A 26,490-nucleotide genomic window follows, 5' to 3' on the forward strand; every position below is an offset into this window, starting at 1 on the left:
ATGTGTTAATCATACCTTCTCTTTCTATTTTAGTCAATAATTCATCTGTACAAATTTTAAGATTTATCTATTTTTCATAGTTTTTTTCTCATTTTTTTGTATAGTTTTTCTACTTACTCATATTTCCTTTTCGAAAATATACGAAACTTTCTTTTGTTTTACCTAAAATCCGTTGATTTTCTATCTTTACTTAGCTATAATATGAACAGATATTTTCCAAAAGAAAGGGCGGTCCTTATATGGCTACAATACAGGATATTGCTGATAAACTGGGGATTTCCAAGGGTACTGTCTCCAAAGCGCTCAATGGGGCAACTGACATCAGCGAAACTTTACAAAAAAATGTACTTGAAACAGCTGTAGAATTGGGATATACAAAAATACGGCGTCCCGGAGGGGTACGCCGACTTTGTATTCTGATTGAAAATATGGATTATGAGAACCCTCACGATTTTGGGTATGAGATTATCTTAGGATTCCGGCAGATGGCGGAACCGGCCGGCTATTCAGTAGACATTATTCCGGTAACGGAAAAACTGCAGAAATCTTATTCTTATGATACGTTTATGCTGAAGCATGACTATCTTGGCTCCTTCATCCTGGGCTTTTCTTTAAGCGACCCCTGGATGAAAGACTTCCACACAAGCCACACTGCCACCGTCCTTTACGACAACTATATTATGGCAAATCCCCATATCGGATATGTAGGGATCGACAATGGCGAGGGGATGGAGCTGGCTGTCTCTCACTTAAAACAAAAGGGGCATAAAAAAATCGGCTATCTAAGCCACGCCCTTGGCTCGCACATTATGCAGGTCCGCCACAAAGCTTTCTTTTCGGCACTTCGCCAAAATGGCCTGAAAAGCGATCCTACCTATGCCGGGAGCTCCTACTATATTACCCAGTGCATGGAGAAACATCTTCCCCGGCTTTTAAATCTCGGGGTTACCGCCATCATATGCAGCCACGATCTTATTGCCAATGCTGCTATGATCCAGTGCCAGCAGATGGGATACCGCATTCCGGACGATATTAGTATCATCGGATTTGACGATCTTCCCATCTGCGCCTACACCGCCCCTCCTCTCACAACCGTGCGCCAGGAACGGATCCAGCTTGGCAAAAGCGGATACTATGCACTGGAAAGCCTGATGAATGGAATTGCTATCGGAACTCTTCTCCTCCATGCAAGTCTGATTGTCAGAAATTCCACCGGCCCTGCCAAAGTGCCGCTTGATGCTAACACACCTGATCTTAACAGTACAGTTCATTCCTCTTTCTGACAGAGCAGGCCTTTTCGATCTTCTGTGCAACGGCAGCTGCTGCCGCTGCATTTATTTTTCTTGCCCCGGCAGGGCATACAACCACACAGCGCATACAGGAAATGCACTTTTTCTCATCTGCTTCCTGTACATGATTGAGAGAAATTGCCTCTGCAGGACATTTCTTCGCACAGATTCCGCATTGGTTGCATCCATCCTCTGCTTTCGGCACCATAGGCACAGGGGCAGATTCTTTGTAAGGACGGTTCCCCGGCACTTTAAAGTCTGATATTTTTCTCTTTTCTTGCTCCCATATTTGCCCTTTACTCTGCTCTTCTTGAAACTTCTTCCAGATTTTTTCTGCAAATTCCTTCAATTCCTGTTCATCTTCTCTGTCCGGTCTGCCTGTCGCATATTGATGCATAATAGAATGCTCTGCAATGGCAGCTACTGCCGCTATAACCTCAAATCCGCATTCTTCCGCCAGATCCTCAAGCTCTGTCAAAGTATCTTCATAGGCTCTGTTGCCGTACACACAGACAATCACACACCTTGCCCCATTTCCTTTGATCTGACGGAACCGTTTTGCTGCAAGCGCTGGAACACGTCCGCCATAGGACGGCACCGCAATAAGCGTCAGCTCTTCTTTTTCCACGGAAATACTTCCAAAATCCACAGAAGGATCTGTCAGATCGACCGCCTCTCTTTTCAGATTCCATTCTCCTGCAAGAAGATCCGCTACTTTTTTCGTTCCTCCTGTAGGGCTGAAAATTATTTGTCTTCCCTTCATTTTTACTCTTCCTTTCCTTCTTCGCAATTTGTTTCATTCAAAATAAAATCAGAAATTTTTATCTCGCACATTTCTTCTGTTCTGCATGCAGAAAAGTACTTTTCCTCCAAAGGAATCCATTTTTCCCGAAAATCTCTGACCTTTTCTCTATTCCGTTTTTCAATCCTCTGTATCTGCAAAGCCGGATCAATTGTCATAAAAACATGGAGGTCATAATAGTTCCACAAAGCAGGATGACAGCTATAAGATCCTTCCACGACCGTCAGCCGTCCCGGTTCTATGCATTTTGCCTTTCCAAACGTCTGCAGATGACAGTCGTAAGGTCTGTAAAAACATTTTTCACCTTTTATCAGCGGTTCCATAACCTCTTCCCGAAAACGTTCATAGTCCACATTTCCGCCCGGACACTCTAATCGTTCTCGCGTCCTTTGTTCCGGACGCAGAAAAAAGTCATCCATATGAATCACACTGCAGCCTTCTTTTCGCTGCAGCCCGGCCGCAAATGTAGTCTTTCCGGCCGCACACCTGCCATCTATCCCCACCAGGACATGATCCTTGCATTTCAGCAGATCTTTTGTTCCCGAGAGCACTTTGCTCATCCAGTCCATCCGCATTTTCCTCCCACACAGTTTCATTATAGCGTTCCTTTATCTGGGAGGAAGAAAGACTTCATATCCGCCTTCTCCAATGTCAGCAGTTTCACTTTTTTCTCAATCCCGCCTGCATATCCCGTCAGGCTTCCGTCGCTTCCCACAACCCGGTGGCAGGGAACAAGAATGGAAATTCTGTTATGTCCCACAGCGCCGCCTACCGCCTGGGCTGACATGCTCTTTTTTCCTCTTTTTTCAGCAAGCTTTCCTGCAATCTCCCCATAAGTCATGGTCTGTCCATATGGAATAGAACAGAGGATCTTCCACACTTCCTTCTGGAAATCCGTCCCAATAAAACGAAGAGGCACTGTGAAGTCAGGCTCCTTCCCGGAAAAGTAAATATCAAGCCACTCCTTCGTTTTCTCAAAGACCGGAATTTCTTTTTCTTCCCTTTCTTTATCCAGATGAAGGGCAAAATATTTCTGTCCCTCAAACCACAATCCTGTCAGGCAGTTTTGATCTGCCGCCAGAAGAATATCACCCAGCGGCGATCTGTAATGACTGATGTACTGCATATGCTCCCTCCATTTCCTGTCATTTCCTTTTTGGCGCATAGTCCTTCATACCAGGTATAGCGCCTCCTGCTACAGCCCAGAGGTAAAGGCTTGCAACGCTGCAGCAGGGACTGAATCGTCTGCGGTATTTTTCAAATAGCTTCCTATCTATTTTTCTGTGATGATAGACCATTCGCAGCCCCCTTAGGATCGCCAGATCATCATAGCTGAAAATATCAGGACGCTGGAGACAGAATAGGAGGATCATTTCTGCTGTCCACACACCGATCCCTTTCAGAGATGCCAGCCGCCTGACTGCCTCCTCATCGGACATGTGAGAAATACTGTCCAGATCAAATTCCCCGCTCTCTACCTTTTTGGCAAAATCTTTGATATATTCCGCTTTACGGAATGTGATCCCAAAAGACTGCAGAGCGGAAACATCCGCCGCCGCAATGCTTTCTGCATTAACACTGCCAAGTCCATCCTGCATTCGTTTCCAGATCGTCTCCTGGGCTTTTGTGGAAATCTGCTGTCCGATAATATGATGAACGACAGATGAAAATAAATCCGTATCCACTTTACGCTCAACGGGGCCGATCTTATCTATGATCTCACCTAGAATTTTGTCTCTGCTTTTCAGGTATTCCACTTCGGTTTTACCATACGAGAAATACACCGGTGTTCCTCCTTTTCTCCTGCATTTTCTTATTATTAATAATACTATCATTTTTCTTTCTTCTCAACACTTTATAAGTTTTGCCCGGTCATCCGAATCTTCATTTATTTGACTAATGCACCGGAACATACTATAATATTTTTATTACAGATGTAAGATTCAAGGGAGGAATGATTATGTCTGCTTTACCACAGATCTCTGAAGCTGAGTTTGAAGTTATGAAGGTTATATGGAAATTTGCTCCCATCAGCACAAATGAAATAACAGATCGCCTATTGAAGACTACTTCGTGGAGTGCGAAAACAATCCAGACTCTTATAAAACGTCTTGTGACAAAAGGCGCTTTGACTTATGAAAAACAGGGGCGTGTATTTGTTTATACTCCTCTCGTAGAAGAAAACGAATATATCAATCAGCAGAGCAATTCGTTCCTGAACCGTTTCTATGATGGAAACATCAGCGCAATGCTTTCATCATATTTGGAAAACAATCAACTGTCAGAAACAGAACTCCGCAATTTACGTTCCATCCTTTCCAAAGACTCTGATTAAGGAGAAGGATTTATATGACTGACTTCATCATACATTTTTTCATCTGCAATTTATTGATCAGCGGTATGATCGGGATCTTATTCTTATGTAAAAAAGAACAACCATTCCGATTGCTCTTTTTCTTTCTAAACTCTATCCTTACTGTATCTGATTCCCCATACAATATAGGAAAACCAGCTGTGTCTATTTCAGTGCATTTCCGTCTTTAAAGGCATTTCCGACTCTCTCTCCCAGCCTGTAATATCCGTAATGCACTGTATCGTAAGTAATGGGACTGAACTTTTCCAGACTCAATTCCCCATCCTCCCCAAGAACCTTTTCATCAATGCTCACATTGACAATCTTTCCAAAAATTTTGGACCCGCCGATCACATCCGTCAGCTCACATTCCAATGTAAGAGGAAGTTCATTGATCACCGGCGCATTGACAAACTCACTTTTTGTGGTTGTAAATCCTGCTTTCTCCATCTTATTCTCTTCCTTATTTGCAGAAACCATCCCCACGTAGTCACAGGCAGCCATATGTTCCACATCTCCCACGCTGACAGTGAACGCCTTATTCCGGAGAAGATTATCCGTTGTTATGATACCTCCTGAAACTTGGAAACGCACTCTGCGCTTCGTTTTTTGATTTACTGCATTGCATCCTGATGATTCGCCTTTACGATCTCTGTAAGGCGGACATGTTCGTTGTGATATCGGGCCGCCGGGTTCTTTTCCGGGATTGTCAAACGGATGGCGTTTTCCGGACAGTGGTGGATGCATGCCATACACATCTGACAATTTTTCATTATGTGGACTGCCCTCTGTTTTTTCAGTTCAATACATCCCGCCGGACAGACCCGTGTACAGATTCCGCAGCCGATGCATTCCTCTGTCACCTGATAAATGTGTTTCCACTGCTCTGTCGGGACGGACTTTTGATATTCCAGATATTTCTGATGCCACAGCCGGTCTTCTTCTGTGGCCGGCTGTATCCAATGTATACGCTTCTTAATGTCTGAACATATCCGGCTTAGATGTTTCTCAATCTGTTTTCCATGCTCAGATGCGATCTGCTCTTCCATATCAAAAGATGGCAGAAAATTATCTATCATCTTCAGAGTGTTTATATAGTCTGCCCTTTTCCCGCATCGTTTCAGTTCCTGCTGTGCCAGCTCTGCAGCGCCGCCATGTATATTTCCATAAGTCAGGATCAGAAAAAAGTACTCTGTCTGAAATTCTGCCTTTTTTAAAAATCCTTTTACCATAGCAGGCATTTCATGTCCATACACAGGACAGACAATCCCAATCTCCTCTGCCCTCCAGCTCTGCTCTTTCCTGTGAATTGCCTGGGGAATGCTTATCAACTCTCCTCCAATCTGTTTCGCTGCATAGAGACTGTTTCCTGTTCCGGTAAAATAGAAGATCATCTTCCAGGAACCTCCCGTTGCTTTAATCGTGAACTTTCAGACTATGAAGCATTTTAGTAAATGCAGGATCATCGTGGTTGACAATCTCACTGTGACCCAAATCCAGTTCGGCGATCTTTGCCATGTCCTCGTCACTTAATTTAAAATCCCATATAGCTATATTCTGCTCCATACGGTCCTTATGCACAGACTTCGGAATTACCACTACGCCTCTTTGCACATTCCAGCGAAGAGCTACCTGAGCAGCGCTCTTTCCATACTTTTCGCCAATCTTAGAGAGCACCGGATGGGTAAAAATCCCATGATTTCCTTCTGCAAAAGGTCCCCATGCCTCCGGAATCACGCCATACTCATTCATCAGGGCAAGTGCATTTTCCTGTTGGAAGAAAGGATGCAGTTCCACCTGATTTACTGCCGGGATCACGTCCACAGTCTCACACAGATCCGCAAGGCGTGCCGGATAGAAGTTGCAAACGCCGATAGCCTTTAATGTGCCTTCTTTATACGCCTCTTCCATTGCCCGGTATGCTCCTACATAATCACCCATGGGCTGATGGATCAGATACAGATCAAGATAGTCAAGTCCCAATTTGTCAAGAGATGTCCGGATAGCTTTCTTTGCCTCTTCATAACCTGCATCCTGTACCCAGAGCTTTGTGGTAATGAACAGCTCTTCTCTCGGCACGCCGCACTTTGCAATGGCTTCCCCGACTGCCTCCTCATTCATGTATGCAGCTGCTGTATCGATCAGACGGTAGCCGCTTGCGATGGCATCAAGAACCGCCTGCTCACACTGCGCCGGATCCGGCACCTGAAATACTCCAAATCCTTCCTTAGGCATCTTTACTCCATTATTTAATGTTACATATTCCATGATCATATCCTCCTTTTTCTTTCCGAATGTGGTATACCCATAACCTGTTTACAATGTAAATTATAAAAAGTATTTCAGAAAAAGTACAATATCAATCCCGCATTGTGCTATACTATATATGAATACTGAAAATGAGGTGACACCGATATGATCGAACACGAACATCTAAGACATCTTGAGGCTTTTGCCCGATACGGCACACTTTCGAAAGCTGCTGAAGAACTGCATATTTCCCAGCCCACTCTGACTCGTTCCATGCAGAAACTGGAAGATGAAATTGGCGTACCGCTGTTTTTACGCACAAAGAACCATCTGGAATTCAATGCCAACGGAGAGTTGGCTGCAGATTATGCAAGGCGAATACTAGAGCAAACTGACAGTATGGTAGAAAGGGTTCGGGCACTGGATCGTGCCGGGCGTACGATCTCCATTGGCTCCTGCGCTCCTATGCCTATGCTCACAGCGGTCCGGAATGCAACACATCTGTATCCTGAGATGACCATTTCTTCTGAATGCCGGGATTGTGAACCTTTAATCGAGGGACTCCGTTCTGAACTCTATCAGATTATTATCCTGCCCTATCGTCCGGAAGATAAAGATCTGTATATACAGAAAACAGAAACGGAAACTCTTTTTTTCGCCGTCCCTTCCGGGCATCGATTTGCTGGCAGCAATGGAATCTATATGAAAGAAATGGATGGAGAAAATATGCTTCTGTATTCAGATATAGGATTCTGGCATAGTCTGCCGCGGGAAAAAATGCCGCATTCCCGCTTTCTGGTGCAGACCGACCGATTCGCCTTTGAAGAGCTGATGTCTTCCTCCATCCTTCCATGTTTTGTATCCGATATAGCTCTTGCGGATAACTGGAACTCTGCAGACCGTGTTCTTGTCCCGATACTTGATCCGGAGGCAAAGGTTACTTATCATATGGTATGCCTGAAAAAAACTCTTTCGAAAGTTCGGAAATTATTTTTATCTGTAATCTGACCTGCGGCTTACATCCATCCAGTCCATAATTTCCTGCAGCCTGTCTTTTAATACACTTTGCGCTGCCCGTGCCGCATCACTGCCAAGGAGTAAACGGAAAAGCATCTTTCCTCTTAAATATGTTTACATACATTCCATCAGAATATCGTATATTTCATCACGGCTAAGTTCTCTCGGCCCGCACTTGATTACGTTGCATGTATCTGCTACATTGCGTAAGATTTCCGGAGTAATCTCTACTTTAGACTTCAGTTCGCTCATCTTTGTTGGAAGACCGCATGCTTTAATAAAGTCTGCCAGAGCCGCCACACCTGCCCGGGCTGTATCTGCACCAAATACTTCTTTAGCAAACTTTTCAAACTTCTCTTCAGCATCTTCTACAACATGACGGTAGTAAGCGGGATGAATCACTGCAAGACCCTGTCCGTGATTGCAGTCGGTATATGCGCCAAGTTGATGCTCCAGCTGATGTGCCTGGAAATCCGTCACTCTTCCCACTTTCAAAATCCCGTTCTCTGCCATAGCAGAGTCCCACATCAGATTCCCTCTCGCCTGTATATCGTCTACATTTCCCATCAGTCGTTTCATATTCACAACTGTATTTTTCATGATTGCAAGCGCCACATCATCAGAAACATTGTCCTGATCGGAATTTCCGAAATAAGTTTCCATCGCATGACTCAATGTATCAAACGCCCCGGAAATCACCTGCATTCTCGGAACGGACGCAGTGTATAAAGGATCGAGGATTGCAAATCTGGGAGCTGCCGCTGCCATCCCCGCTTTGATCACCTTCTCTTCGTTGGTAATGACCGCACCTCCGTTCATTTCTGCTCCTGTTCCGGATGCTGTAACAATTGCCCCCATTGGCAGGACATCTGTCGGAAACTGATGGTCTGTCATCTCCATCTCCCATAAATCTTTTTCCGTCTTTGCCTGCGCTGCTACAATCTTACAGCAGTCGATCACGGAACCGCCTCCCACTGCAAGAATGAAATCAATCTTGTTTTCTTTTGCAAGTTTCGCACCTTCCGTAAAACGGGAAATATCATTAACTTAAAGATATTTCACTATGAATTTACAGCAATTCCTCTTCGGGTTTCAATTCGCTCCGGAACGCAAAAAAGCCCTTGAAAATACCCGTTTTACGGGATTTTCAAGGGCTTCACGCACCTTTTATTTTAGAAAATTACATTCCCATGCGACTGTTGCTAACCTCACCTTCGCCTTTCATGCTCGGTTCGCTAAGCAACGCTGCATAGCTTCCAACTACAGTTCATCTGCGTCCTTCGGACTTGATTCACTTAGTTTCCAGCCATCTGTTTTGCAACTTCTGCTGCGAAATCCTCTTCCTTCTTCTCGATTCCTTCTCCGGTCTCGAAACGAACGAATTTCTTAACAGTCATGTTAGCGCCGTTCTCTTTTGCAACCTTCTCTACATATTTTGCAACTGTAAGGTCGCCGTCCTGAACATATACCTGGTCTAACAGACAGATCTCTTTCATCTCTTTGTTGAGACGTCCGATAATCATTTTCTCAATGATGTTCTCCGGTTTGTTCGGATTCTCCAGTTTAGCCTGTGCAAGCAGGATCTCTTTCTCATGATCAATGTATTCCTGTGAAACTTCCTCACGGGATACATACTTCGGAGACATAGCTGCAACCTGCATAGCTACATTCTTCAGGCATGTCTTGATCTCATCGTTTACGACATCTGTTTCCGCCTCTACGAGAACACCGATACGTCCGCCGCCATGGATATATGCTACGACACATCCGTCAGATACGATCTTTTCAAATCTTCTGATGCTTAAGTTCTCTCCGATAACAGAAATTTTCTCTGTCAGAACATCTTTTACTGTCTTGGAAGCGTCTTCGTTCCATGCCTCTGCCATGAATGCATCCATATCTTTGGACTCTGATGCAATTGCCTGATCAACAACAGCTTTTACAAATGCCTGGAAATCAGCATTCTTTGCAACGAAGTCTGTCTCTGAATTCACTTCAACAATTGCTGCTGTTTTGTCATCTTTTACTTCTGCCATTACAATACCTTCAGCGGCAATTCTTCCGGCTTTCTTCACTGCCTTTGCCTCACCGTTCTTTCTCAGGTATTCGATCGCCTCATCCATATTTCCATTTGTTTCATTAAGAGCTTTCTTGCAGTCCATCATTCCGGCGCCTGTCAGTTCTCTTAATTCTTTTACCATACTAGCTGTAACTGCCATTTTTCATTCCTCCGTCGAAATCTTATTTATACAAGGGGTTTTAATTAAGCTTCCACTGTTTCTGCAGCTTCTTCAGCCTGCTCTTCGTAAGCTTCTTCACCTTCTGCATATTCTTCTTCGTAACCTGTTTCTCCCTGATTTGCCTCGATAACAGCATCTGCCATCTTGGAAACGATCAGTTTTACTGCACGAATTGCATCGTCATTTCCCGGAATTACATAATCCAGCTCTTCCGGATCACAGTTTGTATCTGCAATACCGATAAGCGGAATGCCAAGTGTATGTGCTTCCTGAACGCAGATTCTTTCTTTCTTCGGGTCAACGATGAAAATTGCATCCGGCAGTCTCTTCATTTCTTTGATTCCGCCAAGGTTTTTCTCCAGTTTCTCCCACTCTTTCTTCAGCTGGATAACTTCCTTCTTCGGCAGTACGTCAAATGTTCCGTCTTCCGCCATTGCTTCGATTTCTTTCAGACGGTTTACTCTGCTCTTGATTGTCTTGAAGTTTGTGAGCATTCCGCCCAGCCATCTCTCATTTACATAGAACATACCGCAGCGCTCTGCTTCTGTTTTGATAGCGTCCTGTGCCTGTTTCTTTGTTCCTACAAACAGGATTGTTCCGCCTTCTGCTGCGATATCGGAAATTGCCTGATATGCTTCATCTACTTTTCCTACAGATTTCTGAAGGTCAATGATATAGATACCATTTCTCTCTGTGTAGATGTACGGAGCCATCTTAGGGTTCCATCTTCTTGTCTGATGTCCGAAATGAACACCTGCCTCTAAAAGTTGCTTCATTGAAATAACACTCATGTTTCTTTCCTCCATTTGGTTTTGTTACTTCCGCACATTGCATTTCCCGTAAGACCGGCCTTTCATCCTGTAATCCATCAAAAAGGCTTAGGCACCTTTACAGGCAGACATATGCGTGTTTTTTTGCGACTTGAATATAATACCATAAAAAAGTGCCGGATGCAAGCATTTTTCTGGCTTTCCGGCACTTTCATGATCATTTTTCTCTCTTCATTGATATTTTACTACAGAACTCTTCTGACACTGCGGATCTGCCTGTAAGTGCAGTCACTCCACTCTACGATACCTACTCCGGGAGCTGATGCATGGATGATCCCCCCGGTTCCATTGTAGATGCCTACATGTCCGTAATACACCAGAAGGTCTCCCGCCTGTGCCTGTGAAAGCGGTACTTCCACTCCCGCATAAGCCTGTGAACTGTCCGTCCTTCCAAGACTGACTCCGAACTTTGCATAAATCTGCTGGGTAAACCCGGAACAGTCAATTCCATTTGTCAGGCTGTTGCCTCCCAGTACATAAGGATTTCCGAGAAATTGTCTTGCATACGCCACAACTGCCGCTCCGTCTGTCCCCTGCGGCGGCACAATCGATGCATTTCCTCCGCCTGATGAACTTCCGGATCCTCCTCCGTTTGATCCGCTGTTGCTGTTTTCGTTTCCGGCGGAATTATTTCCCTGCTGGGACTGGTTGCTATTTTCTTCAGCCTCCTGGGCCGCTGCTGCCTGTGCTGCTTCCTGCTGACGTTTTTCCTCTTCTGCTTTCTGGGCTGCCACCGCCTCCTGGATGCTGGCATCCAGCTGGGCAATCTCTGACTGTTTCCCATCTATCATCGTATTAAGGGAAGTCTTGTCCTCTTCCAACTGTACCTGCATTTTTTCCAGAGACTCTGCCTCTTCCTGCAGTGTGGCGGACAGCTCTTCTATCTTCTTTGTTGTAGCTTCACATTCCGCCTGCTTTTCTTTATCATACTCATGTACATTTTGTATGTATTCTGCTTTATTGATCAAATCCGAAAAATTTTCCGCGGAGAGAAGGATCTCCAATTCATTTCCATTTCCCGCTTCATACATATACTGGATTCGTTTTTTCATATCTGCAAATTGCTTTTGCTGCTGCACAATAGCTTCTTCCAGATCGACATTGGCCTTTTCAATCTCTTCCTGCTTTTTTGAAAGATCACTTTCCAGTGTGTTGATCTTGTCAAGAATGCTTGTCAACTGACTCTGCAGAGATGTCACTTCCCCTTCCACAGCTGCTTTATTATCTTTCAGATCATCTATGGATGGTTCTGCAAAAACAGGACATACTACCATGGAGCTGACCAGCATCGCCGTGACAGTTGCCTGTACTATTTTTTTCTTCATACTCTCCCACCTTATCTCTATCTGTATGCTGTTAACTTCTGTCTGTTTCGCGCTCTTTTGCGGAAGCGCCATTACCTTGATTTATATTTATACACAATAAGAATACAACAATTTTTCTGCAATTTCAACAAATTTTCCAAGAAATAAAAACAAGAAGGCAATTCTTTTTACTGCCTTCCTGCTTTCAGCTTTATGTTCACCGGATTACCAGCATCTCCTGTACCACGGAGATCCGTAAACACTGGCAATTTTTACAACATCTCCCGGTTTCGGAGCATGTATCATTTTCCCTCCGCCAATGTAAATTCCTACATGGCTTCCATAACACACAATGTCTCCCGGCTGCGGATCCGTTACTGCCACTCCGCATCCACCCTGTGCATAAGAAGTTCTCGGAAGAGAAATTCCCGCAACAGAATGGCAGTACTGCACAAGCCCGGAACAATCCAGGGCAGATCCCGGAGTGGAACCGCCATATACATAAGAAACTCCCAACTGGCTGTAAGCCGCATTTACAATTGCCTGTGCCACAGAAGTATTTCCCGAAGAGGAGGAACTTCCTGACGAGGAACTGCTTCCCGATGAGGAACCGCTTCCCGACGAAGAGCTGCCGCCCGACTCTGTACCGCCGGATGTATTTTCAGAGGATGTGCTGTTGTCAGACTCATCCTGCTGTGAACTGTCACTTTCGCCGGATTCCTCCTGTCCTGCTGCCGCTGCTGCCTCGGCCTCTCTTTGCGCCGCTTCCTGTGCCGCCGCCTCAGCTGCTGCTGCAATCTGCTCGTCAAAGTCAGCAATCTCTGCTTTCTTCTCTGTCAGAGTCGCATTCAGGTTTTCTTCCTCCTGCTCATATTGTTCCTGCATATCCTGCTGCTTTTTCTGCTCTGTCTCCAGAGTTTCCTTCAGATCTTTTATTTCTGCTTCTGTTTGTTCCAGTTCTTCCAGCTTTTGCCGGTCATATGTATGAACATTCTGAATATATTCCGCTTTGTTAACCAGATCTGAAAAGTCTTTTGCCGATATAAGGGTTTCCAGAGAACTTAACTCTCCGCTTTCATACATATATTTGATCCTAAGTTTCATAGAATCATATTGTTCTTCTGCTTTTTTCTCGGCTTCCTCCAAATCTTCCTCGGCCTGTATGATCTTCTCTCCGGTCTTGATCAGCTGTTCTTCCATTGATCCGATCTTGGTAATAAGCTCTGTCAACTGTTCCTGCAAGGACTCTGCCTCTTCTGTAGCTGCCTCTTTTTTCTCTTCCAGCTCTGCAGCCGACGGTGCAGCAAGTACCGATGTCGTGGCTAAAGAACTGGCTAATGCTGTCATCAGCAGTGTTCTTCCTATTCTGTTCATCTTAATTCTGTCCCTTTTCAATTATCTGCTATGTCTGTTTCCTGTTGCTGTGTTTCCCCTCCCATACATTTAATATAAATTAAAATTTATATTTTTGCAATACTTTTTTAATTTTTGTAATATTTCCGTAATATTTAAGCTGACGGCTGAACCGGTTTCTCATCAATGCGCTGTATCAGCACAAATATACTGGACGCCGCTGCTGCACATACAACCGTAATAATACCGATCCTCATAGGCTGCTGCATCATCCATTCATAGGCAGCCGTTTCTGTAGCTGCAATTGAAACAAGATTCATTACCATATGCCCCAATACCGGAGCTTTGACAGATCCGTATTTTTCATATAAGTAACAGAGCACCATTCCCATGAAAAAAGCATAGATCATCTGAACCATATTTCCATGAATAACGGCAAAGATCAAAGATGCGGAAACTGCCGAGCGGATAAATCCTGCTCTTTGGCGCATCCTCCTGAACATCACCCCGCGGAATACCAGTTCCTCAGCTGCAGGTACCAAAAGGCCCAGACAAATCACCTGTACGGGCAGGGATGCACTGTAAAGGGCATCTGTAGTCTGCTGATATGATGCACTCATCGACTGAAGATTTCCGATTATGATCAGATTATTTACACCCACACACAAGACAGCCGAAATGCCGATCACACCTGCATACTGCCACAAAGAAGCTTTTTTGTTCGGCACGATTCCAAGAAATTTTTCATTCTTACGGTCCCTGTGAAACAAAAACAACATAATAGGAATCACAAGCAATGCGCTGATCCCCTCCAGCAGTGTGGTATACTGCATCAGCTGCTCTGTTATTGTCAAAGTCATATCCGTCATGGCATCCTGATTCTGCATTGCCCCCACTGCTTCATCATAGTGGTTGGACATGTAAAAAAAGCTGTATATTCCCGCTGCCGCCATACTGACAACCATACTGACGACTAATTTGATCACCAGAGGCACAAACACATACCATGCACCGGTTTTATATACTTTCGGCATTGACGGTATGGGCGTCTTCTCCTGTTCGTCTTTCTTTTGTTCCTGCCCCGGTTCAACGGACCCGGGATCTGTTCCGGGATTTTCCCATGGATTGCTCATATATATTTCTGTTCCTCACTTTCCAAATCTAAATATGTAACAGTACATAAAACTCCTGATTTTCTTATTCTACTTCTCATTTACAAAAGTTTCAATTAAAAAAGTATAAACTCTCTGCCGACTGATTCCGCTTCCTTTTCTTTACTTTCCTGTCTCCAGGCCATATAATAGTAAATATAATTTTCAGGAAAGGAGTTTTATAATATGGAAGATCAGAAACAGCGTGTCTATGACGCACTGAATAAACTCGGTATTAAATATGAAGTCGTTGAACATGAACCTGTTCATACTATGGAGGACATGGACCGCCTCGGCCTTCCGGAAAAGGGTACTCTGTGCAAAAATCTTTTTCTTCGGGATTCCAAAGGCAAACGTCACTTCCTTGTCACCTGCGATGAAAAGAAAAAAGTAGATCTCAAGTCTCTTGGACGCGCGCTTGGAGCCGGCAATCTAAGCTTCGCCTCAGAGGAACGCCTGGAACAGTATCTTGGCTTAAAACAGGGAAGCGTTTCCCCCTTCGGACTTATGAATGACACAGATCATGAGGTGGAATTTTTTATCGACAAGGATCTTTCCCGCTGTAAAAGTCTCGGGATCCATCCTCTGGAAAACACTGCTACCGTTTTCCTTTCTTTCAAAGACCTGGACAAATTTCTGTGGGATCTCGATGTAGATGTCATAAAAATCAAATTATAATGGAACGGCAAAAGGACATGGATTTTGCATCCCATGTCCTTTCCTTTTATTTATTCTTCAGATATTCCTCAATAAGGCATTGCTTCCCTTTCAGGCTTCCCTGAACCATCTCCGGTTTGCCGCCGCCTCTGCCGTCAAACCTTTCGTTCAGCTCTTTTCCGAACGGACGGACATCCTCTTTCCTGCTTCCGATCACATAGCGATACCCTTCCTCTGATGTTCCGGCAAACACAGCCGCTATTTTTGCCCCTCTGTCAAGCAAAGCATTCATCAGCTCCCTTGGCCCGTTTCCTTCCAGCCCGCTGTCAAATATCCAGGTCACGCCTTCTCTTATTGCTGTTTCAGCTGCCTGGTATCTCAAAAGCTTCTGCTGGAGGAGCAATGTTCTATTTTTCCAGCCATCCCGCTCCGCCTTCAGCTTTTCCACAGCTTTTGCTGTCTCATTTTCCTTCTCACACAACAGATTTCCTATGGCTTTTACATTTGCCTGTTTGATCCGGTAGTCTCTAAGCGCCCGGAACCCACACAGCATGGTAATCCTCTCTCCGCCTTTGTAGTTCATCCTCCCTACCAGCTTGATCAGTCCGATCTCCCCTGTTCTCTTTACGTGAGGGGCGCAGCATGCACAGACATCAAATCCCGGAATTTCTATAATCCTTACCTGGCCTTCGATCTCTATTTTGCTTCTGTATTCCATAAAGGAAAGCTCTTCCCTGGAGGGGTAAAGTGTCTCTACTTTCAGATTCAGGGCAACTGCCCTGTTGGCTTCCCACTCAATTTCCTCCAGCTCTTCCGGCGTGATAGGACCGTTAAAATCCATAGTACAGTAATCATTTCCCAGGTGAAAGCCTACGTTATCATACCCGAAGCGGGCGTGTACAAGCCCGGAAATGATGTGTTCTCCCGTATGCTGCTGCATCTTTTCAAAACGCTCTTCCCAGCTGATTTTCCCGTGAACAGTTTTTCCTACTTCCAAAGGACGATCCGTTATGTGATGGACAGTTCCCTGTTTTTCCTTCACATCCCAGACCTCTGCCTCATCCAGCCATCCGGTATCAGCATATTGCCCTCCGCCTTCCGGGAAAAATGCGGTCCTCTCTAAAATAACACGATAGCCCTTTTTATCCTTTTCACAGGAAAGCACTTTCGCATCAAATTCTTTCATGTGACTGTCCTGATAAAAAAGCTTCTCTGTCTGCCCAATCTCCATTTCCTGTCTACATCCTTTCCGGCGCTTCAAATCCAAGTATATCGATACATGCCTCCAGTACTCTCTTTGTCAGGATCAGAACTGCAATATAACTCTCCTGTACTTTTTCATCCTCCTCTGCCAGGATCTTCGTTTCATGGTAGAAACGATTGAATGCATTTGCCAGGTCATAAATATACGCACAGATCTTATGAGGCGCTGTTTCCTCATAAGCGGTCTCCATGACAGCATTGTATTTGGCAATTTCCAGCATAAGCGCCTTTTCACTGTCACTGTGAGCTCCGCTGACAGAAAGATCTTCCAGATGTTTTCCCATTTCTTCATATTTATGAAGAATGGATTTGATCCGTACAATAGTATAAAGAATATAGGGACCTGTATTTCCTTCAAATGATGTAAAGCGGTCCACATCAAATACATAATCCTTGCTGGCCTGATTAGACAGATCTCCATATTTAATAGCAGACATTCCCACAATTCCGGCAGTCTCCTTTGCTTCCTCTTCGCCCACTGTCCGGTTATCCGTGATCTTGTGGTACATCTCCTCGTTAATTTCACGGATCAGGTTCTCCAGGCGCATTACACCGCCCTCTCTTGTTTTAAAGGGCTTTCCGTCCTTTCCGTTCATTGTACCAAATCCAAGGAAACGAAGCCTTGTCTTTTCCGGTACGATCCCGGTTTTTTTCGCTGCCCGGAATACCTGTGTAAAATGAAGTTCCTGGCGCTTATCCACTACATAGATCACCTGATCCGGATGATAGTCTTCCTCTCTCTGGACTAAAGTAGCAAGATCTGTCGTCCCGTACAAAGAGGCCCCGTCTGATTTCTGGATCATACATGGAGGAATTTCTTTCGTATCTGTCTCTTCTTTTACATCAATGACAAGGGCTCCGTCATCTACCCTTGCAAACCCCTCTTTTTTCAGCCGTTCGATCATGTCCGGAATATAGGCCTGCGCATCCGCCTCTCCCTTCCACAGATCAAACTCCACATTTAAATTGGCATAATTCTTCTTCAGATCCGCCACGGAAACCTGCATGATATGCTTCCAGATAGCGGTATATCCCTTGTGTCCGTTCTGAAGCAAATAGGTAGCATGCAATGCTTCTTCCCTGTATTCTTCATGCTCTTTAGCATAGGCGCTTGCAGTCGGATAAATCTCTTCCAGCTCTCCGATGGTAAATGGCGCCTCACTGGGATATTCTCCTTCAAAAGACTCATCAAAATACGGAAGATCAGGCTGGCGTTTCTTTAACTCTGTAATTATAAGTCCCATCTGATAGCCCCAGTCTCCCATGTGTATATCTCCAAGAACCTTATGCCCCATTGCTCTGCAGATTCTCTTGACACTTTCTCCAATGATCGCGGATCGGAGATGCCCTACATGGAGAGGCTTTGCCACATTAGGTCCGCCGTAATCTATAACGATCATTTCCGGATTCTCTGTCTTTTCCAGACCAAGCGTTTCCTCTCCCGCCATATCATTCAAATAAGATGCAAGGTATCTGTCATCAATCTTCAGGTTAATAAAACCCGGAGCAACTGCTTCTGCTTCTGCAATGCAGCCCTGTCTCCCGATCTGAGACACCACATCTTTTGCAATCATTATCGGCGCTTTTTTATAAACCTTGGCTCCCGCCATAGCCCCATTACACTGGTATTCACACAGATCCGGACGGTTTGACAGCGTTACCTTTGCATAGGATCTGTCATAGCCCGCTTCTTCAAAAGCCTCTTCCATTTCTGCGGTTATCTTATCTAAAAGCTTTTTCATCTTTTTTCCTCCATTCCTGTTCCACAATACCCTTTGATCATTCTACAGTCTACCATAATTCCCCCTTTCCCTCAATATCTCTCTTTTGACAAACTGGATTTTCCTTGCCATTTCCGCGAAACTATGCTACCCTCGAATAACCAATAATAAAAGAAAGAAGGAATGTTATGATCATTGGTTCTCATGTTGGAATGAGCGGAAAGGATATGCTCCTTGGCTCTGCAAAAGAAGCAGTCACCTACGGAGCTGATACATTTATGTTTTACACCGGGGCGCCTCAAAACACAAAACGAAAAGACATCAGCGAGTTGAATATCGACCCGGCCTGGAAATATATGGAGGAACACGGGATCAGACAGATCCTTGTCCATGCCCCTTACATTATCAATCTTGCAAATACTGTCAAACCGGAAACCTATGAACTTGCAGAAGAATTTCTTGCCCTGGAGATTGACCGTACTGCCGCCTGCAAAAGCTCCACTCTGATCCTCCATCCCGGAGCTCATGTGGGGGCAGGAGTATCCGCTGGAATCGCTCAGATCATCCGCGGCCTAAACCACATCCTTACCAGGGAAACAACCGTCAATGTCGCACTGGAAACAATGGCCGGAAAGGGGACTGAAATCGGACGAAGCTTTGAAGAAATCGCCCGCATTTATGACGGCGTTGTGTATAACGACAAGCTGCGTGTATGCTTTGACACCTGCCACACCAATGACAGTGGATATGATGTTAAAAATAACTTTGACGGTGTGATCGATGAATTTGACCGCATTCTGGGCAAAGATCAGATTGCGGTCTTCCATATCAATGACAGCAAGAATCCGATGGGCGCCCGCAAAGACCGCCACGCCAATATTGGTTTTGGCACCATTGGCTTTGATGCCCTTCACACCATTGTGCATCACCCTGATTTTGAAAATGTTCCCAAGATTCTCGAAACTCCCTATATCCCCTCTTCCGAAAATTCAAAAAAGTCTTTCCCTCCTTATCGGGAAGAAATACAGATGTTAAGATGCGGACAGTTCAATTCCCGTCTTCAGGAAGAAATCGCCGGCAAATAAGCCGGCTTTTCTTTTTCTCTTGACAATTTTATATTTATGTATTATTGTATTATATAGCTAATACATTTGTTGGATATCAAATCGTACAATAGAAACGAGGTGACATGCATGCCATGGGAATTAGATAATGACCGCCCGATCTATCTGCAGCTTATGGAACGGATACAAAGGGATATCATTTCCGGAGTCTACAAACCCGGCGATAAACTTCCGTCTGTAAGAGATCTCGCCGTGGAGGCCGCGGTAAATCCAAACACAATGCAAAAAGCTCTTTCCGAACTGGAGAGAAGCGGCCTGGTTTACGCCCAGAGAACCAGCGGCCGGTTTATAACGGAGGATGAAGCTATGCTGAAAAAAATGAAACAGGAACAGGCTGCCAGCCATATCCATGAATTTTTTGAAAAAATGCGCAGTCTCGGATTCCAGGATGAAGAGACGCTTGCTCTACTTCAGGAAGCTATAAAGGGGGAACACTGACTATGAAGCCGATATTAGAATGCAAAGGGCTTACCAAACAATATAACAACCATGTCAACGCCCTTACGAATCTGAATCTGGTTCTGGAACGGGGGCAGATCATCGGGCTTTTGGGACCGAACGGAAGTGGAAAGACCACTTTGATCAAACTGATCAATGATCTTTTGATTCCTACAGAAGGACAGGTTCTGATCGATGGAATGGCGCCCGGCGTTGAGACAAAGAAGATCGTATCCTATCTCCCGGAGCGGACCTATCTGGATCCCTCAATGAAGATCAAGGATATCATTTCCTATTTTTCAGATTTTTACGAAAACTTTGTCACTGACCGCGCTTACCATATGATGACAGATCTGGAGATCGACGTCAACTCCCGTATGCGCGCTCTCTCCAAGGGAACAAAAGAAAAGGTTCAGCTGGCCCTGGTAATGAGCCGTGACGCCCAGCTGTATGTTCTGGATGAACCGATTGGTGGAGTGGACCCTGCTGCCAGGGACTATATTCTTCAGACCATATTGACAAATTACAACGAAAACGCGACCATCCTGATCTCCACCCATCTGATCACAGACATTGAAAACATCCTGGACCGGGTTCTCTTTCTAAAGCAGGGGCAGGTTGTACTCAATGCAGCGGTAGATGAAATACGAATGGATCAGGGTAAATCTGTAGATGCGTTATTCCGGGAGGTGTTCAGATGTTAGGCAAACTGATTCGGTATGATCTGAAATCTACAACCAGATTTCTGATCGTCATTCATATTTTTCTGATTATATTTTCCATACTGGGACGCATATTCCTGACCGGAAGATTTCCTTATGAAGCTGATGATATAAGCGAATTGCTTATTGCTTTGACCTTTACTGTATATATCATCCTGTTTGCGGGCGCTTCATTTGGTACCCTTCTCGTTATAGCAGTAAGATTTTACAAAAATTTATTCTCCGATGAGGGATATCTCACCAATACCCTTCCCGTCACCAAAGGGATGCACTTATTGTCAAAGACACTCTCTGGAACTATATGGTGCGCTATTGATGCTTTCATCCTGTACCTGTGCGCTTTTATCCTGATCGCTATCCCGCCTGTTACCGAAGCTCTCAGCGCTCATTGGGGAGAATTTATCCGGCTTTTGGGATTTTCCAGCCAGAGCAGCTTTCATTTCTTTTTGCTGTATATGGTAGTACTTACCTTCATCGGCGCGGTTGTCAATGTGGTCAGTATCCAGTCAGCCGTCATATTGGGGCAGCTTTTTAACGGTCACAAGGTATTGGGAGCTGTTGTTTCCTATTTTGTCCTTACCACCATCTCCTCGATTGCGGCTACCATACTGATGGGGATTTACGGTCTGCTTACTGATAACCTTATAATAGGTACTGTCGGCAACTCTGACTTTACCTTTGCTTCCTATATGACAAATATATTAAATCTTTCCTTTGCCCTGGAAATTGTATTTGCCATCATACTTTATATTATTTCTTATATTATTATGAAAAAGAAAATCAATTTAAGCTAACCTTGCAGAGAAGGGATATTTGCACAAAAAGGCATATGACTTCTGCAGTATAATCTGCAGCTCGTCATATGCCTTTTTCTTTTTCCTAAAAAAACACTTGAATCAACACCATATAAAGCACAGTGCCTACTCCGATACTTAAAAGGTTATTTCTCTTCCAGGCATGAAGCGCCGCTGTCACAAAGACAGCAGCCGCTTCCGGAATCCCATGGGGCGCTTCTGCCACAGGTGTCGCCCGCAGGCAGTATACCACAAGCATACCGATCACTGCCGGTGTCAGCACTCTTCCAAGATAACGCACCACTTCCGGTATCTCTTTCCCCTTTGGAAATATCAAAAACGGAACGACTCTTGTAGCAAAAGTAGTGGCCGCCACAAGGAAAATAATTACAAATGATACTCCTGCACTTAACGGCATTTTGCCACCTCCTTCTCATCCAGCTTCCTTCGTCCTGCAAAAAGGATCATGATAATAAGAAGCATGGAAGGGAGCACAAAACTGTCGGCTCCGAATATCTGCAGGCAGAGAAACGCTGCCGCCACGCCTATTGTTTCCGGAATCCTGTTTTTGGCATCCATCCACTGTTCCACAAAGATCACCACAAACAGCGCTGTCATGGCAAAGTCGATCCCTTCCGAATTGAAGGGCAGAAAACTTCCTGCAAGTCCTCCAATGGCAGAACCGATTACCCAGTAGGACTGATTCATAATAGAAATCGCAAATAGAAATTTTTCTTCTTCTACTCCTTCCGGTATTTTTGTTGTACATAAAAGGGAATAGGTTTCATCAGTCAGACCGAAGATCATATACCACCTTTTTTTCCCCATCTGATTAAATTTGTCAAGCAGTGATATCCCATAAAATATGTGTCTGATATTTACCATTAAAGTCATGAATATCACTTGTACAAAAGAAATACCCGGCGTAAAAAAATTTACTGCCAGATATTGCCCGGAGCCTGCATATACAAGCAGGCTCATCAATATTGCCCATAAAAAGGAATACCCTTTCTCCGCATACATAACGCCAAAGGCAATCCCAATAAAAAGATATCCCGTCAAAACAGGAATCGTATAAGGAAACGCCTTTCTGAATGCATGTTTGTAACCTGTCATCCCTTATTCCTTTCCTTTATCCGTTGTATATCCTATTTCTTACTTCTCTACCGTGAGGAGGCCTGTTCCAGATCTGTCAGCACCTCTGCAAGCATAGCATCCGATGCAACCGCACCGGCATAATCCTGCTGCACTCCCGCCATAAACTGCTGTACGTCATTATGGGATGCAACCTCTTCTGCTTCTTGTAGGATCTCATCCTCCGCCCCTTCGGAGAGGATCTGCCACTTTCCCTTCTCTTTTCTCAGATACAGTGTTTCCATCCCCGGCACCTCTGTATAAATGTCTTTTATCTTCATAGTATATTTCACAAAGGCAATATAGCAATCCTCATATCTTGCCTTTTTCAGATAGATTGTAAGATTGTTATACCCTTCTGCGAAGCCGTTTTCACTTGTCTTTTGTTCATAATAATCATGGACGGCCTGTTCGATTGCTGTATCCGTATTTTCTTTCAGTGGATTTTCTTCGATCAGCTCCCAGCCTTTGTTTTCTTTCTTCTGAATGTCTTCCTGCAGCTCTGCTGCCGTATCCTTTGTCTCCTGGCTTTTCGCTTTCTCTTTGGTAAGATTGAATCCCGCTGCAGCCAGCACTAACAATATCAGACATCCCGCTGCAATCTTAAGGAGCCTGCCCTTTTTTGCTGTACTGCCGCTGCTTTTCAGTCTTCCCTTCATTTCTACCTCCACTTCTTATTCTGTATGCAGTCTGGCACTAAAAATAATACTCGCTATTTTTTTGAAAGTCAATCTTGTAATTTTGTTCCATTTGTGCTATTATACTACTTGTCTCTGTAGCTCAGTGGATAGAGCACTGCCCTCCGGAGGCAGGTGCGCCAGTTCGACTCTGGTCAGAGACGTAAAGAGCAGTCAGTTTATACCGACTGCTCTTTTTTAATTTGCCAGGAACTCTTTGTTCTTCTTATTCTTTTTCCGGCAGCATGAGTTTCTCCTTCTCCCGGCAATAAAAATAGACCCTGTCAGACAGCACATCCTCTCTGTCAAGCTGCGTCTGATTCATCTCTCTGACGATCAGATCCAGTTCTTCCCAGGAGGGCGCCATACTGACCGGCAGAATGATCACTTCATGGATACTGCTTGGCATTATATAAAAGTCTTTGCCCAGATATTCCCCGATACGCTTCAGACAGGAAGGATAGAGTATGGCTGCTGCGCCAAAATTCCGGCTGCTGTTTGTCAGGATATGGACATCCTCTTCGCCCTGCTCCCATTCTTCCGGGCCTTCCTCCCCTGCCATTTCATATATAACAGTCTGCATAGGCGCAAATTCAGCCGGAAGAAGTCTTGGTGTATTTTGACATGCCTCCCGGTAAACGTCTTCCTTTTTCACATTCCACAGGCGAAGGTGCTCTTCCCCCACAGGCATGAAAGCCGTTTTATCTTCACCATCCAGATTCAGCATTACAAAAAAGATAACAGCCAGATCCAAAAAGGGAACATAGGGGATTCCTCTAAGGTAGTCCTGGTTTTTTCGACAGTTCACTACCCGGTAAATAATCCTCGACCTGACATTTTCATATTCTGTCAGAAATCCTCCCTCCCATCTGTGCGTCACTTTCACATGCTGGTACAGTTCTTTAATCTGACACCCGATTTCTTCCAGAGTATATCCTCTTTGATATCTCTCGAAATATCCCTCCAAATATATCGTCGGAGAAATATTAAGCCCTGGCTCACGGATCACAATACCCTTGCGCTCTCTCCCGTTATTTTTGATCACTGTACGGATACAGATATCCCATTCTTCCGGCAAAGCCTCCCGAAGCCTTTTTTCCAACAGTTCCACGAATTTTTCATATGACATAAAGCTCCTTTCTCCATCAGATGCTTTTGTCTTTTTGCAGATCCAGGCAGATAGATATTATGGTAACTTACATTATAAAAAAGCCCCGCACAAAATGCAAGGCTTTTTCTTTTCTTATTAAAATTCAGATGAATCTGTCTCTGTATACACTTCTCATTATACTCTGGACAAATATTCTCCTGTACGTGTGTCGATCTTCAGAACATCGTCCTGATTTACAAACAGCGGAACCATGATCTGTGCTCCAGTTTCTACGATAGCCGGCTTTGTAGCACCTGTTGCTGTATCTCCCTTCACACCAGGTTCTGTCTCTGTAACTCGCAGCTCTACAGTGATAGGCGGTTCAATAGCAAACACATTTCCCTGATGAGAAATCACTTTTACCGTCTCGTTCTCTTTTACGAATTTCAGAGAATCTCCGACCACATCCGCATTTACTGCCAGCTGGTCATATGTCTCCATATCCATAAAGTTATACAGATCACCGTCTGTATACAAGTACTGCATATCTTTTCTGTCAATATGAGCTGTCTCAAATTTTTCTGTCGGACGGAATGTCTTTTCTACCACGCCGCCGTTTATGATATTTTTTAATTTTGTGCGCACGAAAGCAGCGCCTTTACCAGGTTTTACATGCTGGAAATCCAGGATCTGATAAATATTCCCTTCAATTTCTACAGTCAAACCATTTTTGAAATCACCTGCTGAAACCATTATAATCCTCCTTAAATCGTGCCTTCCCCCGGCACATGGCATTCTTATTCACTTTTACCATTTTATAATAGTTTACTGCTTTTTTCAACCTTTTTTTCCTTTTCCAGGCTTTTCTTATAAAAATGCAGTACAATATTTTCCAGATAGCGCTTCAGAACAATCTGGATTTCTTCCTTAGGATGAATAGGACGTACCAGGATACTGGGAATGCCTGTGCGTTTGGCGCCCCACACATCCGTAAAGAGCTGGTCGCCTATAAACACCGTATCCGACACATCTGTCCCCATAATCTCCATAGCTTTCTTATAATTCTTTGTGGACGGCTTGTGGGCATTATATACATAATCCACCTGAATGGGTTCATTAAAAGTCCTTACCCTTTTTTCCTGATTATTGGAAATCAGACAACAGGAAAACCCGATTTCTTTCAGACGTTTAAAAAGCCGGATGGCCCGTTCATCCGCCGGGGCGCCATGAGGTACAAGTGTATTATCAATATCGAATATCAATCCCCTTATTCCATTTTTATATAATTTTTCAAAGTCTATCACATATGTGGACGCCACATACCGGTCCGGGAAAAATTTTTCAAACATTATTCTTCTTCCATTTCTGTTAATTTCTGGATCATTTCCTCGCATACCTGCAAAACACTTTTTCCGTCTGTATTGACAACAATATCTGCCGCTGCTTCATATTTTTCACGGCGCTGCTCCATCAATTCGGAAATTCCAGCCACATTCTTTCTTCCGTTCAAAACCGGACGGTCGTTGCTGTCCTTTACCCGCTCATAGATTGTCTCCGGGCTCGCTGTCAGAAGAACCACCCTTCCGTTTTTCTTCATCTCTTTTACGTTTCTTTCTCTTAAGGCAGCTCCCCCTCCACAGGAAACTACGGTATTCTTCCTGCTCTGCATCTCCACCAGAAGATCTGTCTCCAGTTCCCGGAAATACTCTTCTCCATATGTAGCGAAAATATCCGGAATGCTCATTTCCTCTCTCTCTGAAATCACCTGATCCATCTCCACAATATTCATGGCGAACATTGTGCTCAAGTAATCGGAAACTGTTGTTTTGCCTGCTCCCATAAATCCAATCAATATAATATTGTAATCGAACAGTTTTCGAGCCTGTATCCTTTTACTGTTGCGGTTGATCCGACGGAACACATCGTAAATTTCTTCTTTATATTTGTTATCATCCAGTTTTTCTTTCAGTCTTGCTTTCTGCTTTTCCTCCTGCTGCGGCTGAAGAATCGGCATGCCGTATTTCTCTTTATATGCCATAATCTTCTCCACAATGGAATTTCTCTCCACAAGAGCGTCAATGATTTTATCATCACAAAGCGCCAGCTGTTCACGATACATCTCTAAATCATTCATTACACCTTTTCTCCTTTTCCGTTCAAGTCTCTGATCTACTGCTTAGGCCCATGGCTGAATCGTTACTTATTATAACAAAACACTTTTTATTTTTCAATCCATAGACAGATTCTATCATCAAAGGCATAAACATGAATTTGTTTTTGT

At 44.3% G+C, this 26,490-nt stretch carries 30 protein-coding genes and 1 tRNA gene; 9 read left to right on the forward strand and 22 right to left on the reverse strand.

What is annotated here, in order from left to right:
* The first annotated feature begins 239 nt into the window (after positions 1 to 239).
* A complete protein-coding gene (locus R2J37_RS10475; protein ID WP_316264917.1) occupies positions 240 to 1,283 on the forward strand; it encodes a LacI family DNA-binding transcriptional regulator in 1,044 nt (347 codons plus the stop codon).
* On the opposite strand, the gene R2J37_RS10480 is transcribed toward R2J37_RS10475, so the two are convergent.
* From R2J37_RS10480 to R2J37_RS10495, 4 genes are read right to left on the reverse strand one after another with little or no spacing between them, the layout of a single operon-like run.
* Complete coding sequence (locus tag R2J37_RS10480; RefSeq protein ID WP_230105756.1) at positions 1,255 to 2,052, reverse strand: EFR1 family ferrodoxin; 798 nt, start codon at positions 2,050 to 2,052, stop codon at positions 1,255 to 1,257. The genes R2J37_RS10475 and R2J37_RS10480 overlap by 29 nt on opposite strands.
* 2 nt (positions 2,053 to 2,054) lie before the next feature.
* Positions 2,055 to 2,660, reverse strand: a complete 606-nt coding sequence (locus tag R2J37_RS10485; RefSeq protein ID WP_316264918.1) for a uridine kinase family protein — start codon at positions 2,658 to 2,660, stop codon at positions 2,055 to 2,057.
* A 26-nt stretch (positions 2,661 to 2,686) separates the two neighbouring features.
* Complete coding sequence (locus R2J37_RS10490; protein ID WP_316264919.1) at positions 2,687 to 3,217, reverse strand: methylated-DNA--[protein]-cysteine S-methyltransferase; 531 nt, start codon at positions 3,215 to 3,217, stop codon at positions 2,687 to 2,689.
* A gap of 19 nt (positions 3,218 to 3,236) precedes the next feature.
* Positions 3,237 to 3,926 (reverse strand): DNA-3-methyladenine glycosylase family protein, encoded by a 690-nt coding sequence (locus R2J37_RS10495; protein ID WP_276535517.1) that lies wholly within the window; start codon positions 3,924 to 3,926, stop codon positions 3,237 to 3,239.
* A 125-nt stretch (positions 3,927 to 4,051) separates the two neighbouring features.
* Between R2J37_RS10495 and R2J37_RS10500 the strand changes: the two genes are divergently transcribed.
* Positions 4,052 to 4,426: a BlaI/MecI/CopY family transcriptional regulator gene (locus R2J37_RS10500; protein ID WP_316264920.1), complete on the forward strand. Its 375-nt coding sequence runs from the start codon at positions 4,052 to 4,054 to the stop codon at positions 4,424 to 4,426.
* 183 nt (positions 4,427 to 4,609) lie between these two features.
* On the opposite strand, the gene R2J37_RS10505 is transcribed toward R2J37_RS10500, so the two are convergent.
* From R2J37_RS10505 to R2J37_RS10515, 3 genes are read right to left on the reverse strand one after another with little or no spacing between them, the layout of a single operon-like run.
* Entirely contained in the window at positions 4,610 to 5,038 is a 429-nt protein-coding gene (locus tag R2J37_RS10505) for a flavin reductase family protein (RefSeq protein WP_316264921.1), read from the reverse strand.
* 20 nt (positions 5,039 to 5,058) lie between these two features.
* Positions 5,059 to 5,838 (reverse strand): EFR1 family ferrodoxin, encoded by a 780-nt coding sequence (locus tag R2J37_RS10510; protein WP_316264923.1) that lies wholly within the window; start codon positions 5,836 to 5,838, stop codon positions 5,059 to 5,061.
* Between the two features lie 22 nt (positions 5,839 to 5,860).
* Positions 5,861 to 6,712, reverse strand: a complete 852-nt coding sequence (locus R2J37_RS10515) for an aldo/keto reductase (RefSeq protein ID WP_316264925.1) — start codon at positions 6,710 to 6,712, stop codon at positions 5,861 to 5,863.
* A gap of 147 nt (positions 6,713 to 6,859) precedes the next feature.
* Here R2J37_RS10515 and R2J37_RS10520 point away from each other — a divergent pair, with 147 nt between their 5' ends.
* A complete protein-coding gene (locus R2J37_RS10520) occupies positions 6,860 to 7,702 on the forward strand; it encodes a LysR family transcriptional regulator (protein ID WP_316264926.1) in 843 nt (280 codons plus the stop codon).
* Between the two features lie 123 nt (positions 7,703 to 7,825).
* Here R2J37_RS10520 and R2J37_RS10525 read toward each other — a convergent pair whose 3' ends face one another.
* The 6 genes from R2J37_RS10525 to R2J37_RS10550 form a co-directional block, all read right to left on the reverse strand.
* Complete coding sequence (locus R2J37_RS10525; protein WP_316264928.1) at positions 7,826 to 8,686, reverse strand: iron-containing alcohol dehydrogenase; 861 nt, start codon at positions 8,684 to 8,686, stop codon at positions 7,826 to 7,828.
* 320 nt (positions 8,687 to 9,006) lie between these two features.
* The gene (gene tsf / locus R2J37_RS10530; RefSeq protein WP_256193823.1) at positions 9,007 to 9,930 is read right to left on the reverse strand and encodes a translation elongation factor Ts; all 924 of its coding nucleotides are present in this window, start codon (positions 9,928 to 9,930) and stop codon (positions 9,007 to 9,009) included.
* A 44-nt stretch (positions 9,931 to 9,974) separates the two neighbouring features.
* Complete coding sequence (gene rpsB / locus R2J37_RS10535) at positions 9,975 to 10,742, reverse strand: 30S ribosomal protein S2 (protein WP_230105741.1); 768 nt, start codon at positions 10,740 to 10,742, stop codon at positions 9,975 to 9,977.
* 224 nt (positions 10,743 to 10,966) lie between these two features.
* Entirely contained in the window at positions 10,967 to 12,106 is a 1,140-nt protein-coding gene (locus tag R2J37_RS10540; protein ID WP_230105740.1) for a C40 family peptidase, read from the reverse strand.
* Between the two features lie 204 nt (positions 12,107 to 12,310).
* Positions 12,311 to 13,459, reverse strand: a complete 1,149-nt coding sequence (locus tag R2J37_RS10545; protein ID WP_316264932.1) for a C40 family peptidase — start codon at positions 13,457 to 13,459, stop codon at positions 12,311 to 12,313.
* 134 nt (positions 13,460 to 13,593) lie between these two features.
* Entirely contained in the window at positions 13,594 to 14,571 is a 978-nt protein-coding gene (locus tag R2J37_RS10550) for a CPBP family intramembrane glutamic endopeptidase (RefSeq protein WP_316264934.1), read from the reverse strand.
* Between the two features lie 204 nt (positions 14,572 to 14,775).
* Here R2J37_RS10550 and R2J37_RS10555 point away from each other — a divergent pair, with 204 nt between their 5' ends.
* Positions 14,776 to 15,267, forward strand: coding sequence for a prolyl-tRNA synthetase associated domain-containing protein (locus R2J37_RS10555; protein WP_316264936.1), 492 nt, complete (start codon positions 14,776 to 14,778; stop codon positions 15,265 to 15,267).
* Positions 15,268 to 15,313: 46 nt separating this feature from the next.
* Here the strand turns inward: R2J37_RS10555 and R2J37_RS10560 are convergent, their stop codons facing one another.
* Positions 15,314 to 16,477 carry an alanyl-tRNA editing protein gene (locus tag R2J37_RS10560; protein WP_316264938.1) on the reverse strand — a complete coding sequence of 388 codons (1,164 nt, stop codon included), beginning with the start codon at positions 16,475 to 16,477 and terminating at the stop codon, positions 15,314 to 15,316.
* A gap of 7 nt (positions 16,478 to 16,484) precedes the next feature.
* Entirely contained in the window at positions 16,485 to 18,251 is a 1,767-nt protein-coding gene (gene argS, locus R2J37_RS10565) for an arginine--tRNA ligase (protein ID WP_230105735.1), read from the reverse strand.
* 167 nt (positions 18,252 to 18,418) lie between these two features.
* Between argS and R2J37_RS10570 the strand changes: the two genes are divergently transcribed.
* From R2J37_RS10570 to R2J37_RS10585, 4 genes are all read left to right on the forward strand, one after another.
* Complete coding sequence (locus R2J37_RS10570) at positions 18,419 to 19,315, forward strand: deoxyribonuclease IV (RefSeq protein WP_256193814.1); 897 nt, start codon at positions 18,419 to 18,421, stop codon at positions 19,313 to 19,315.
* A gap of 108 nt (positions 19,316 to 19,423) precedes the next feature.
* Positions 19,424 to 19,792, forward strand: a complete 369-nt coding sequence (locus tag R2J37_RS10575; protein WP_230105733.1) for a GntR family transcriptional regulator — start codon at positions 19,424 to 19,426, stop codon at positions 19,790 to 19,792.
* A 2-nt stretch (positions 19,793 to 19,794) separates the two neighbouring features.
* Positions 19,795 to 20,496 carry an ABC transporter ATP-binding protein gene (locus R2J37_RS10580; RefSeq protein WP_256193812.1) on the forward strand — a complete coding sequence of 234 codons (702 nt, stop codon included), beginning with the start codon at positions 19,795 to 19,797 and terminating at the stop codon, positions 20,494 to 20,496.
* Positions 20,490 to 21,308 (forward strand): hypothetical protein, encoded by an 819-nt coding sequence (locus tag R2J37_RS10585; protein ID WP_256193810.1) that lies wholly within the window; start codon positions 20,490 to 20,492, stop codon positions 21,306 to 21,308. The genes R2J37_RS10580 and R2J37_RS10585 overlap by 7 nt, the downstream gene beginning before the upstream one ends.
* An 85-nt stretch (positions 21,309 to 21,393) precedes the next feature.
* Here R2J37_RS10585 and R2J37_RS10590 read toward each other — a convergent pair whose 3' ends face one another.
* From R2J37_RS10590 to R2J37_RS10600, 3 genes are read right to left on the reverse strand one after another with little or no spacing between them, the layout of a single operon-like run.
* Positions 21,394 to 21,726, reverse strand: a complete 333-nt coding sequence (locus R2J37_RS10590; protein ID WP_230105730.1) for a branched-chain amino acid transporter permease — start codon at positions 21,724 to 21,726, stop codon at positions 21,394 to 21,396.
* The gene (locus R2J37_RS10595) at positions 21,717 to 22,424 is read right to left on the reverse strand and encodes an AzlC family ABC transporter permease (RefSeq protein ID WP_230105729.1); all 708 of its coding nucleotides are present in this window, start codon (positions 22,422 to 22,424) and stop codon (positions 21,717 to 21,719) included. Before R2J37_RS10595 ends, R2J37_RS10590 begins: the two co-directional genes overlap by 10 nt.
* 47 nt (positions 22,425 to 22,471) lie before the next feature.
* Positions 22,472 to 23,101: a hypothetical protein gene (locus R2J37_RS10600; protein ID WP_316264942.1), complete on the reverse strand. Its 630-nt coding sequence runs from the start codon at positions 23,099 to 23,101 to the stop codon at positions 22,472 to 22,474.
* Between the two features lie 110 nt (positions 23,102 to 23,211).
* Here R2J37_RS10600 and R2J37_RS10605 point away from each other — a divergent pair.
* A tRNA-Arg gene (locus tag R2J37_RS10605) sits at positions 23,212 to 23,283 on the forward strand.
* A 62-nt stretch (positions 23,284 to 23,345) separates the two neighbouring features.
* On the opposite strand, the gene R2J37_RS10610 is transcribed toward R2J37_RS10605, so the two are convergent.
* The 4 genes from R2J37_RS10610 to R2J37_RS10625 form a co-directional block, all read right to left on the reverse strand.
* Complete coding sequence (locus tag R2J37_RS10610) at positions 23,346 to 24,248, reverse strand: DUF5688 family protein (RefSeq protein WP_316264943.1); 903 nt, start codon at positions 24,246 to 24,248, stop codon at positions 23,346 to 23,348.
* Positions 24,249 to 24,404: 156 nt separating this feature from the next.
* A complete protein-coding gene (efp, locus tag R2J37_RS10615; protein WP_230105726.1) occupies positions 24,405 to 24,962 on the reverse strand; it encodes an elongation factor P in 558 nt (185 codons plus the stop codon).
* Between the two features lie 62 nt (positions 24,963 to 25,024).
* Positions 25,025 to 25,558 (reverse strand): YqeG family HAD IIIA-type phosphatase, encoded by a 534-nt coding sequence (locus tag R2J37_RS10620; protein ID WP_230105725.1) that lies wholly within the window; start codon positions 25,556 to 25,558, stop codon positions 25,025 to 25,027.
* Positions 25,558 to 26,343 (reverse strand): shikimate kinase, encoded by a 786-nt coding sequence (locus tag R2J37_RS10625; RefSeq protein ID WP_256193804.1) that lies wholly within the window; start codon positions 26,341 to 26,343, stop codon positions 25,558 to 25,560. Before R2J37_RS10625 ends, R2J37_RS10620 begins: the two co-directional genes overlap by 1 nt.
* Positions 26,344 to 26,490: the final 147 nt, after the last annotated feature.

Source organism: Claveliimonas bilis (assembly GCF_030296775.1).
GTDB classification, from domain to species: Bacteria; Bacillota; Clostridia; order Lachnospirales; family Lachnospiraceae; genus Claveliimonas; species Claveliimonas bilis.

What these genes read in the sequence shown, in the direction of transcription:
- R2J37_RS10545 (WP_316264932.1), bottom strand. Translation starts at nt 13,459, where the DNA reads ATGAACAGAATAGGAAGAACACTGCTGATGACAGCATTAGCCAGTTCT.
- R2J37_RS10490 (WP_316264919.1), bottom strand. Translation starts at nt 3,217, where the DNA reads ATGCAGTACATCAGTCATTACAGATCGCCGCTGGGTGATATTCTTCTG.
- R2J37_RS10570 (WP_256193814.1), top strand. Translation starts at nt 18,419, where the DNA reads ATGATCATTGGTTCTCATGTTGGAATGAGCGGAAAGGATATGCTCCTT.
- R2J37_RS10495 (WP_276535517.1), bottom strand. Translation starts at nt 3,926, where the DNA reads ATGATAGTATTATTAATAATAAGAAAATGCAGGAGAAAAGGAGGAACA.
- tsf (WP_256193823.1), bottom strand. Translation starts at nt 9,930, where the DNA reads ATGGCAGTTACAGCTAGTATGGTAAAAGAATTAAGAGAACTGACAGGC.
- R2J37_RS10485 (WP_316264918.1), bottom strand. Translation starts at nt 2,660, where the DNA reads ATGGACTGGATGAGCAAAGTGCTCTCGGGAACAAAAGATCTGCTGAAA.
- R2J37_RS10595 (WP_230105729.1), bottom strand. Translation starts at nt 22,424, where the DNA reads ATGACAGGTTACAAACATGCATTCAGAAAGGCGTTTCCTTATACGATT.
- R2J37_RS10540 (WP_230105740.1), bottom strand. Translation starts at nt 12,106, where the DNA reads ATGAAGAAAAAAATAGTACAGGCAACTGTCACGGCGATGCTGGTCAGC.
- R2J37_RS10580 (WP_256193812.1), top strand. Translation starts at nt 19,795, where the DNA reads ATGAAGCCGATATTAGAATGCAAAGGGCTTACCAAACAATATAACAAC.
- R2J37_RS10550 (WP_316264934.1), bottom strand. Translation starts at nt 14,571, where the DNA reads ATGAGCAATCCATGGGAAAATCCCGGAACAGATCCCGGGTCCGTTGAA.
- R2J37_RS10480 (WP_230105756.1), bottom strand. Translation starts at nt 2,052, where the DNA reads ATGAAGGGAAGACAAATAATTTTCAGCCCTACAGGAGGAACGAAAAAA.
- R2J37_RS10585 (WP_256193810.1), top strand. Translation starts at nt 20,490, where the DNA reads ATGTTAGGCAAACTGATTCGGTATGATCTGAAATCTACAACCAGATTT.
- R2J37_RS10610 (WP_316264943.1), bottom strand. Translation starts at nt 24,248, where the DNA reads ATGTCATATGAAAAATTCGTGGAACTGTTGGAAAAAAGGCTTCGGGAG.
- argS (WP_230105735.1), bottom strand. Translation starts at nt 18,251, where the DNA reads ATGAAAAAGCTTTTAGATAAGATAACCGCAGAAATGGAAGAGGCTTTT.
- R2J37_RS10515 (WP_316264925.1), bottom strand. Translation starts at nt 6,712, where the DNA reads ATGGAATATGTAACATTAAATAATGGAGTAAAGATGCCTAAGGAAGGA.
- R2J37_RS10560 (WP_316264938.1), bottom strand. Translation starts at nt 16,477, where the DNA reads ATGGAGATTGGGCAGACAGAGAAGCTTTTTTATCAGGACAGTCACATG.
- R2J37_RS10590 (WP_230105730.1), bottom strand. Translation starts at nt 21,726, where the DNA reads ATGCCGTTAAGTGCAGGAGTATCATTTGTAATTATTTTCCTTGTGGCG.
- R2J37_RS10510 (WP_316264923.1), bottom strand. Translation starts at nt 5,838, where the DNA reads ATGATCTTCTATTTTACCGGAACAGGAAACAGTCTCTATGCAGCGAAA.
- efp (WP_230105726.1), bottom strand. Translation starts at nt 24,962, where the DNA reads ATGGTTTCAGCAGGTGATTTCAAAAATGGTTTGACTGTAGAAATTGAA.
- R2J37_RS10520 (WP_316264926.1), top strand. Translation starts at nt 6,860, where the DNA reads ATGATCGAACACGAACATCTAAGACATCTTGAGGCTTTTGCCCGATAC.
- rpsB (WP_230105741.1), bottom strand. Translation starts at nt 10,742, where the DNA reads ATGAGTGTTATTTCAATGAAGCAACTTTTAGAGGCAGGTGTTCATTTC.
- R2J37_RS10600 (WP_316264942.1), bottom strand. Translation starts at nt 23,101, where the DNA reads ATGAAGGGAAGACTGAAAAGCAGCGGCAGTACAGCAAAAAAGGGCAGG.
- R2J37_RS10475 (WP_316264917.1), top strand. Translation starts at nt 240, where the DNA reads ATGGCTACAATACAGGATATTGCTGATAAACTGGGGATTTCCAAGGGT.
- R2J37_RS10625 (WP_256193804.1), bottom strand. Translation starts at nt 26,343, where the DNA reads ATGAATGATTTAGAGATGTATCGTGAACAGCTGGCGCTTTGTGATGAT.
- R2J37_RS10500 (WP_316264920.1), top strand. Translation starts at nt 4,052, where the DNA reads ATGTCTGCTTTACCACAGATCTCTGAAGCTGAGTTTGAAGTTATGAAG.
- R2J37_RS10555 (WP_316264936.1), top strand. Translation starts at nt 14,776, where the DNA reads ATGGAAGATCAGAAACAGCGTGTCTATGACGCACTGAATAAACTCGGT.
- R2J37_RS10620 (WP_230105725.1), bottom strand. Translation starts at nt 25,558, where the DNA reads ATGTTTGAAAAATTTTTCCCGGACCGGTATGTGGCGTCCACATATGTG.
- R2J37_RS10575 (WP_230105733.1), top strand. Translation starts at nt 19,424, where the DNA reads ATGCCATGGGAATTAGATAATGACCGCCCGATCTATCTGCAGCTTATG.